An 8,543-nucleotide genomic window follows, 5' to 3' on the forward strand; every position below is an offset into this window, starting at 1 on the left:
TCGCCTTCCGGAGGGCCGTGCTCAGCGGCGGATCCGGCACTCCTTCTGCGTGAGGGGTGCCGTGTCCCCCGCGGTGCGCCGGCACACCACGCGGGGTGCGGACGTGCCGTCGTAGGCGCGGCGGACCTCCTTGAGGACGATGCTGTGCCCGGTGCGGTCGCCGTACAGCGGGGCGCCGGTGAAGTCGATGGTGCCGGTGGCCATGCCCTCGATCTTGACGTTGCGCAGGTTCACCCACGTCGAGGCACGGCTCTGCGGCCGGTCGCCCCGGGTGGCCGCCCAGAACAGGGCGCGGGTCGCGTCATGGGCGAGGGCCGTCTGGCCACTGGCCAGGGCGGGGCTGTCGTAGCGCAGGCGGTGGCCCCGCAGTCCCGGCAGGTGCTCGGCGGCGTCCAGGTAGAAGGCCGTTCCGGAGGCGGCCTTGTGCAGCTCCGCGAGGGCCGCGTGGTACAGCGTGACCTTCGGCGCGACGGACTGGCCGCCGCCGGCGAAGTCGGCCTTGGACAGGTCGTCGCCGGTGAGGATGGCCAGGGGCTTCCCGGCGCAGCCCGGCTCGGTGCCCAGCTGGGTCATCAGGGGGTCGATGTCCTCCACCCGGCCCGCGAAGTAGATGACGGAGGGGACCCGGCTGCCCCGGCAGATCTCCTGGGCGTGCGAGCGGAGTTCGGGCTTGCCGCCGGTCAGCGTGTAGCGGCGCTGAGGGAGCGGGGTGAAGCCTTGCCTGCGCAGCATCCCCTGGCCGTAGCGCGCCTGTTCGGCGGTGTAGAGGTCGTCGGTCTTCGCCGTGTCGCGGGCCAGGACGAGGGCGTACTGCCGCCGGTCCGGGGTGCGCAACTGGGCTGCGATCAGTCCGAGTTGACGGGTCTGCCACTCGTCCGTGGCGGCCAGGCTGAACCAGTTGGCGAACTCGCGGGGCAGATAGGTCGCGGAGTTCGTGCCCGAGACGACCGGCAGGCCGGCCTCCATCAGGGTGCGGGTCGTCGCCCGGCTCGACTTCAGGTCGCGGCCGGTGCCGACGACTCCCACCACGGTCGGGTCGTGGGCGGCGTAAGCGGCGATCGACGTGGCCATCTCCTCCTGGTGGCCCAGGTCCACGCCGCCGTTGGCGATCAGGACGCGCAGCTTCACGCTGGAGTTCTCGTTGATGACGGCCTGAGCCAGATACACGCCGGCCAGTTCCTCGGCGCCCTTCACGAGGGAGGAGCCGGCCGCGGTGTCGGCGCTGAGCGGCCCGGCGTAGACGACGGTGACGTACGTGCCGTCGAGAACGTCCGCGTTCTGCCGGGCGATGAGGTCCTCCAGGTCGGCCACCGTCCAGGGCGTCTCGTCGGCGGCCGTGAGCGCCTTGACGTCGTCGCCCGGCTCGGGCGCGGGCAGCCAGTCGGCGAACCGGAGTCCGTCCGTCGCTATGCCGATGCACTCGGTGCGGCCGTCGGGTGCCCGCTCGCGCCGGGTGTCCCGGTTGGCGGTCAGCACGGACGCCGAGCAGTACCGGTCGTGCAGGGCGTCGGCCCGCATGACGGTGGCCGCGGACAGCAGGGCGATCACCAGGACCAGGGTGTGCAGGGCCCACACCAGCCGGGCGAGCGTCGGCCGGGCGGAGGCCCGCAGATGGTGGCGGCCCTCCTCCAGAGGCCCCAACTGGTCATGCGGCAGCGGGATCTTCATCACCCACGGCAGGACGGACCGTTCCCGGCTGGGTGACTGCTCGGCGCGCAGGTTGCGGCCCCACTCCCGGTACCAGGTGCGCAGCCGCACGCCGAACGTGGGCGGCGTCGCGTCCGGGGCCGGCGCCGTCTGGACGACACTGCGCTCCAGGCGCTCCACGTCGTGGGTGCGCACCGCGGCGACCACCAGCAGCGGGTCGAGCTCGCTGCGCCGGCTGCGGACGTCGCTGATGGCCCGGATCAGCTCGACGCCGCCGTTGCGGTCATCCGCGTGGGGCAGGAACAGCATCGGCGGGCGCGGTCGTTTGAAGCCGCGCAGATCCCAGCTCCATCGCCGGTGGTTGTCCCGCAGGTCCTCGCGCAGCGCCAGCACGCACAGCTGGAGGTGGAAGTCGCCGCCCGCCGTGAGCGCCTCGGCCACGTCGTAGGCGCGGGCCGCGATCGCCTTCCAGGAGCGCGCCGGCCGCAGCAGCGACACCTCGGTGGACTCCTCCTGGTCCGCCGCTCTCAGGAAGGTCGTCGTCATGAACCAGCGGCTCTCCCGGCGCAGCCACAGGAAGATCGGCGCCCGCCCCGGCAGGACGTAGTTGAGGACCGTCAGCAGCAGCAGGAAGCCCAGACCGGCGCCGACCGCGACGTACCACTCGCTGCGGGCCAGCAGCGCGGCGAGCACGGTCACGAGGCTCGCCGGGAGGATGTGCGCCATGTCGAACAGCGGCAGGCCCGAGCGCCAGCGCGCGGTGTTCTTCGGCCGCCAGCGCTGCTGCGCCAGCTCGTTCAGCAGTCGCTGCCGCTGGTCCTGCCCGGCCTCGGGGCTGTCCGGGGCGGGCGACGGCCAGCTGTCGCCGAGTGCCGCGACCGCGTCGTCGATGGCGTGCACCAGTCGCAGCCGGGGGAACGCGTAGCGCCGGTAGAGGGCTTTCGGGCCGCCCCACTTGCGCGGGTCGCTCAGCGCCCGCACCAGGGCCGCGGCCCGGCGCACCTCCGTGGAGCCCTCGTAGGCGTCCTGGGTCACCGCGCAGCGCGTGCCGTGTGCTTCCTGGCCCGCGTGCAGCTGCCGGACCAGCCCGGCCACCGCGTCGTCGTCCCGGCTCTCCTGCGCGTGCACGACGAAGACCGGCATCGGCGGTTCGGTGCTCCTGCGGAAGTCCTGAATGAGGATCTCGAGCTGGTTCTGGAGATGGCGCCCGGCGTCGCTCTCCGGCATGCCGTCGTGGCCCCCGGGACAGTCCGGCGGCGTGCGATCGGCGTTCACCATGGGTAACCCCCGTTAACCTTCGGCGACCTACGAGGTTAACCGGTGCGGATGTTGTAGGAGTGGGTGACGCGCGAACTCCTGGACGACGACCGGAGCCGCCGGTGGGCGACGTGGACCCGGGATGACGGAGGCCGCCCGCGTCGCCGGGGTGTCGCAGAAGACCATGTCGCGGGTCGTCAACGGCGAACCGCACGTCAGCCCCGAGGTGCGCGACCGCATGCTGAGGGCAAGTCCGCGACCTGGACTACCGCCCCAACACCGCGGCACGCGACCTGTTCCTCGGCCGCTACCGGCGCATCGGCGTGGTATCGCTGGGCACTTCGCTCTACGGCCCCTCGACCCTGCTCATCGCCCTTGAGCGGGCGATGCAGCGGGCCGGCTACTCCGTGGCCCTGGCCAGCACCCTGGCGGGGCAGCGGGTCTCCGTCGCCGTGGACGCGCTGCTGGAGCAGGGCGTGGACGGAATCGTGCCGTCCGAGCCGATCGACGACAGGCACCCCGCTGCGGCTGACCGCGGACGTGTCCGTGGTCAGCCTCGGGAGGGCGTCGAACTCACGCCAGGAGCCCTTCCCGGTCACCGAGACCGACGCCCAGGCCATCGGCGGGCCGTGGGACAACCGCCCCGCCTACGACGGCCAGTGGGGCCAGGCCGTCTGGGCGCTGATCTCCCGCGGCGCCTCGATGATCGAGTACTGGCACTGGCACACCCACCGAGCTGGTGCGGCGGCTGCGCGGCGCCGTCACCGTGCGGCGACGAGACGCAGGCATTCTCCTACTTCGACTCGCGCAACCTGCTCGGCTTCGTCGACGGCACCGAGAACCCGGTCGGGCAGGCCGCCGCCGACGCGGCGCTGGTCGGGGAGGAGGATCCCGCCTTCCGGGGCGGCAGTTACGCGCTGGTGCAGAAGTACCTGCACGACGTGGACGCGTGGGACGCCCCCGCCGTCGAGGCGCAGGAGAAGGTGATAGGCCGCACCAAGCTCACCAACCTGGAACGGGACGCGCCCGGTTCGCACAAGGACGTCGACACCCGTCCTCGGCCCGGACGGCCCGGGGCAGAGGACAGTGCGGTCGGCGACGCCGCTCGGCAAGCCCGGGCACGGGGAGTTCGGCACCTACTTCGTGGCCTACGCGCGCACCCCCGGGATTCCCGAGGCGATGCTGCGCACGATGTTCCTGGGCGGGCCGGGCTCGGGCCCCGACCCGCTGCTGGACTACTCGTGCGCGGTCACCGGAAGCCTGTTCTTCGTACCGCCGTCCGGCTTGCTGGAGGACCTGCCGGACGGCTGACCGGCGCCACCGGCTCACGCCGCAGCGACCGGGCCCGCCACCCCCGGGAACCCCGCACTGCGCAGCACTCGCCTGCCCCCGTCCACCGCGAACACCTCGCAGTTATCGCGGGTCGCCGCCCACGCGACGCCCTCCGCGCCGAGGGCGAACGCCGCCGTCGCGACCGTGTCCGCCTTCGTCAGGGTCGGGGCCACCACGGTCACGCTGAGCAGGCCGGTCGCGGGGCGGCCGGAGCGGCCGTCGAGGATGTGGTCGCCGCGTTCGTAGCGGGCGGAGGTCGCCACGGCCCGGTCCGTGACGTCCAGGACCGTGCAGAGCCGGTCGGCGTGTTCGGGATGGCGTACGCCCACGCGCCAGGGGCCGCCGGAGGCGATCACGTCGCCGCCCGCGTTGAGGCAGAAGCGCGTCGCACCGGCCGCCGACAGCAGCTCCGCTGCCTTCTGCACCGACCAGCCCTTCACCACGGCGCAGGGGTCGAGGCGGCGGCCCGGGAGGCGGACGTCGAAGGCGCCCCCGGTCGCGATCCGGTACTCCTCGCACAGGTCCAGGACCTCGCGGAGCGCCGGACCGGGCTCGCGCACCTCGCCCCGGTCCAGCCGTGACACCTCGCTGTCGGGGCGGAACGGGCTGAACCGGGCGTCGACCTCGCGCAGCCAGGCGAACAGGTCGTCCACCGGCGCCCCGGGGAAGTCCTCGTCGTCGATCCGCACCGACACCGGGAACCCCATGACGTGCTCGACGCGGCGCATGCCCCTCAGCCCCTCGCGTCGATGGCGGCCTGGAGCGACTCCTTGTAGCCGTCGCTGGTGATGGTCGCGCCGGACACCGTGTCGATGTCGGCGCTCTGTGCCCGGAGTGTCTCCTCGATCAGCTGCGGTACGGCGGCCGTGGTCTGCGGATGGTCCGGCTGCCGGAGCATCCGCACCGAGGCGATCCTGTCGCCGTCGAAGGTGACCTCGACCTGCACCGGTCCCTTCTCGGTGTCGACGGTGGACCCCGACACCACCGTGGAGGTCGTGCCGCCCGACGACGAGACCGAGGGGGTCGAGGCGGGCGCCGCGGCGGCCGGGGACGACCCGGTGTCGTGCGACGGGGCGTAGCGCCAGAGCGGGATCAGGCCCGCGACGCTCAGGACGAGGACGGGTATGGCTCGCTTCACGACGGTCTCCTCGTCATCCGGCCAGGCTGAAGCGTTCGAAGTGGGTCTGCGGCGCCGGGACGCCCAGCTCGCGCAGGCTGCCGAGGACGGCGTTCATCATCGGCGGCGGACCGCACAGGTAGACGTCCCGGTCGGCGATGTCCGGCACCAGCCGGGCGAGCTCCCGCGGCGCCAGCCGGTCGGGCACGGGCGGGCCGGTGACCAGGTGCAGCTCGGCGCCCCTGGCGAGCGCGAGGTCGCGCAGTTCGTCGTAGAGGACGGCGTCCCGGTCGGTCGCGACCCGGTAGATCACGACCGCGTGGCCGTGCAGTTCCTCCAGCAGGGCCCGGATCGGCGTGACACCGACGCCACCGGCGATGAGTACGGCGTCGGGGCGGGTGCGGTGCAGGGTGGTGAAGGCGCCGTAGGGGCCCTCGGCGAACACACGGGTGCCGACCTTCAGATGCCGCAGGGCCGCGCTGCCGTCACCGGCCCGCTTGGCGGTCAGGCGGAGCGTACGGCCGTCGGGGGCGGCGGACAGGGAGAACGGATTCGCCTGCCACCAGCGGTCCTTCGTCAGGAACCGCCACAGGAAGAACTGTCCGGCCCGGGCGGGCAGCCGGTCCAGGCCGCGGCCCGTGATGTAGATCGACACCACGTTGTCGCTCTCGGGCACGACGGCCGTCACCCGGAGCCGGTGACGGAGGTTGCGCCACAGCGGCAGCACCAGCCGGCCGGCGCACACCGAGGCCAGGGCCACGCCCCACACGCCGTACCAGTACGCCGTCGCCACCGGGGACGAGGCGAAGGTCGTCCCCGCGGCGACCTGGTGCGTGAACGCCAGCACCACGGCCACGTAGGTGTACAGGTGGATGAAGTGCCAGGTCTCGTACGCCAGGCGGCGGCGGGCGTAACGGGCCGAGACCGCGCCGACCACGAGGATGATCGCCAGCGCGACGATCGCCCGCAGCACACCCTCGACGGTCTGGGCGAGATCCACCAGCTGGTTCACCGGGTCCAGGGACGACGACCGCGCGTAGCCGAAGACGATGAACACGGCGTGCGACAGCAGCAGCCAGAGCACCGAGAAGCCGGTCCAGCGGTGGAAGGACGTCAGCCGGTCCATGCCGATCCGCCGGTCGAACCACGGCAGTCGGGCCACCAGCAGCAGCTGGAACGCCATGAGCAGCGCCGCGTACAGGCCGGTCAGCCGGCCCAGCACGATCAGCGCGTTCGACGCGAAACCGGCCTGCGCGAAGAACACGGCCACCACGACCGCGTTCGCCAGCAGCACCGCGTACAGGCCGGTGCGGCCCACCACTGAGGGGCGCACGCCCGGGCGGGTCGCCACGAGGGGTTGTCGGACGGTCGTCACGGTCGGCAGCTCCTTGATCGGCTCCTGGGACACCGAGCTTGGCGCGGGGGAGCTGTCGGGAAGCTGTCGCTCGACTTTCGAGTTTTTATCGATCCCGCGGCGAGGGGGCGCGCGGCTATGGCGGCACGGGACCCGTGCAGCACTATGAGCCTGTGGAAAAAGTACGACTTCTCGTCGTCGACGACGACCCGCCCATCGCCGATCTCGTCGCGACCGTCGCCCGCTACGAGGGCTGGGAGGCGGTCACGGCGTACACCGGCGAGGACGCGCTGAAGCGGGCCGCCGAGTTCCATCCGGACATCGTGGTGCTGGACCTGATGCTGCCCGGTGTGGACGGCTTCGGCGTCCTGGACCGGCTGCGCGCCTCCGGCACGATGGTGCCGGTGGTGTTCCTCACCGCGCGCGACGGCGTCGCCGACCGGGTCGCCGGCCTCACCCGGGGCGGCGACGACTACCTGGTCAAGCCGTTCGCCGTGGAGGAGCTGATGGCCCGGCTGCGGACCGTGCTGCGGCGCAGCGCCGGACCCGCGTTCCAGCGGTCCGTCCTCCGGGTCGGCGACCTCACGATGGACGAGGACACCCGGGAGGTCCGGCGCGGCGCGAGGCTGCTGTCGCTGACCCCGACCGAGTACGAGGTGCTGCGCTACCTCATGCGCAAGTCGCCCACCGTGCTCACCAAGGCACAGATCCTCGACCACGTGTGGGAGTACGGCTTCGGCGGCCGCTCCAACGTGGTCGAGCTCGTCGTCAGCCGGCTGCGCCGCAAGCTCGACGAGACCGACGACGGCGGCGCGCCGCTCATCCACACCGTGCGCGGCTTCGGGTACGTGCTGCGGCAGGCCGCCGAGTGATCGCCCGGCTGCGACGGGCCTACCGCCGCATGCGGCTCGGCACCCGGCTGGCCCTCGGCCTCGGCGCCCTGTCCCTGGTCGTCTTCGCCGTCGTCGGCACGGCCCTGACCATGTACATGCGGGACTACCTGTCGGCTCAGCTCGACACCCAGCTCGCCCACGCCCAGCTCGCCCAGTCCAAGAGCATCGCGGACTACGGCACCCTCTCGGGCAAGAAGTACTACAGCTGGTACTACGCCGTGTACGACGTGTCGGAGGGCACGCCCGAGCTGCGCAGGCCCGAGGACCCGGCCGATCTGCCGAAGGACGTCGACGACTTCACCTCCCTGGCCCGGGCGCAGACCGCGGCGCACACCGAACTGCTGCGCACCGAGCACCTCAGGGGCGCGGGCTCCTACCGGCTGCGCGCCTGCGAGGTCGAGCCCGGGGTGGTCCTGGTCAGTGCCGCCCCCATGGCCGAGATCGAGGACACGGTCGAGCAACTGGTCACCCTTCAGGCCGTCACCTTCGCCCTCGCGGTCCTCGCGCTGGTCGTCTTCGGCCGCCGGTTGCTGCGCCGGGGCCTGAAGCCGCTCAGCGACATGGCGTCCACCGCGCACGGCATCACCTCGCACGACCTGACCGAATCGGCGGCCCGGCTGCCACTGCGCGCCGACGGCCGGGGCGGCGGGCCCGAGGTGGACGAACTGCGCACCGCCTTCAACACGATGCTGGAGCACATCGACGGCTCCCTCGCCGTGCGCGCCGAGGCCGAGCAGCGGCTGCGCCGCTTCGTCGCCGACGCCTCGCACGAGCTGCGCACCCCGCTGATGTCGGTGCGCGGTTACGCCGACCTCTTCCAGTACGCCGCCGCCAACGCCCCCGAGGAACGCGACCGGCACCTCGCCCGGCTGCGCGCCGAGGCCGCCCGCATGGGCATCCTCCTGGACGACCTGCTGCTGCTCGCCCGGCTGGACGCGGCGGA

Annotated in this window: 8 protein-coding genes and 1 pseudogene; 5 read left to right on the plus strand and 4 right to left on the minus strand. The window is 72.7% G+C overall.

The features are described from left to right. Positions 1–21: 21 nt before the first annotated feature. Positions 22–2,925, minus strand: coding sequence for an ABC transporter substrate-binding protein (locus ABZ281_RS25855; protein ID WP_356659133.1), 2,904 nt, complete (start codon positions 2,923–2,925; stop codon positions 22–24). Positions 2,926–3,088: 163 nt separating this feature from the next. Between ABZ281_RS25855 and ABZ281_RS25860 the strand changes: the two genes are divergently transcribed. The 3 genes and pseudogenes from ABZ281_RS25860 (at position 3,089) to ABZ281_RS25870 (ending at position 4,215) form a co-directional block, all read left to right on the plus strand. Beyond that, on the plus strand, positions 3,089–3,283 hold the full coding sequence (locus ABZ281_RS25860) for a hypothetical protein (RefSeq protein ID WP_356659143.1): 195 nt from the start codon (positions 3,089–3,091) through the stop codon (positions 3,281–3,283). 280 nt (positions 3,284–3,563) lie between these two features. Further along, positions 3,564–3,866, plus strand: a pseudogene (locus tag ABZ281_RS25865) (hypothetical protein); the annotation flags it as partial. Positions 3,867–3,990: 124 nt separating this feature from the next. Then, positions 3,991–4,215, plus strand: coding sequence for a hypothetical protein (locus tag ABZ281_RS25870; RefSeq protein WP_356659135.1), 225 nt, complete (start codon positions 3,991–3,993; stop codon positions 4,213–4,215). 14 nt (positions 4,216–4,229) lie between these two features. On the opposite strand, the gene ABZ281_RS25875 is transcribed toward ABZ281_RS25870, so the two are convergent. Genes ABZ281_RS25875 through ABZ281_RS25885 form a run of 3 tightly spaced genes read right to left on the minus strand, consistent with a single transcriptional unit; the run spans position 4,230 to position 6,674 of the window. Next, positions 4,230–4,964 carry an FAD:protein FMN transferase gene (locus tag ABZ281_RS25875; RefSeq protein ID WP_356659137.1) on the minus strand — a complete coding sequence of 245 codons (735 nt, stop codon included), beginning with the start codon at positions 4,962–4,964 and terminating at the stop codon, positions 4,230–4,232. Between the two features lie 5 nt (positions 4,965–4,969). Next, the gene (locus tag ABZ281_RS25880) at positions 4,970–5,374 is read right to left on the minus strand and encodes an FMN-binding protein (RefSeq protein ID WP_356659139.1); all 405 of its coding nucleotides are present in this window, start codon (positions 5,372–5,374) and stop codon (positions 4,970–4,972) included. 13 nt (positions 5,375–5,387) lie between these two features. Further along, on the minus strand, positions 5,388–6,674 hold the full coding sequence (locus ABZ281_RS25885) for a ferredoxin reductase family protein (protein WP_356659145.1): 1,287 nt from the start codon (positions 6,672–6,674) through the stop codon (positions 5,388–5,390). 206 nt (positions 6,675–6,880) lie between these two features. On the opposite strand from ABZ281_RS25885, the gene ABZ281_RS25890 reads away from it, so the two are divergent. Together ABZ281_RS25890 and ABZ281_RS25895 are read left to right on the plus strand one after the other, a co-directional pair. After that, positions 6,881–7,579: a response regulator transcription factor gene (locus tag ABZ281_RS25890; protein WP_030838894.1), complete on the plus strand. Its 699-nt coding sequence runs from the start codon at positions 6,881–6,883 to the stop codon at positions 7,577–7,579. Then, positions 7,576–8,543 (plus strand): HAMP domain-containing sensor histidine kinase (locus ABZ281_RS25895; RefSeq protein WP_356659141.1); only part of this gene is annotated, 968 nt, incomplete at its 3' end. The genes ABZ281_RS25890 and ABZ281_RS25895, both read left to right, overlap by 4 nt.

The organism is Streptomyces sp. NPDC006265 (assembly GCF_040613555.1).
Lineage (GTDB): Bacteria > Actinomycetota > Actinomycetes > Streptomycetales > Streptomycetaceae > Streptomyces.

Coding starts and splice junctions, on each gene's coding strand:
- ABZ281_RS25855 (WP_356659133.1), bottom strand. CDS start 2,925: ATGGTGAACGCCGATCGCACGCCGCCGGACTGTCCCGGGGGCCACGAC.
- ABZ281_RS25875 (WP_356659137.1), bottom strand. CDS start 4,964: ATGCGCCGCGTCGAGCACGTCATGGGGTTCCCGGTGTCGGTGCGGATC.
- ABZ281_RS25860 (WP_356659143.1), top strand. CDS start 3,089: ATGTCGCGGGTCGTCAACGGCGAACCGCACGTCAGCCCCGAGGTGCGC.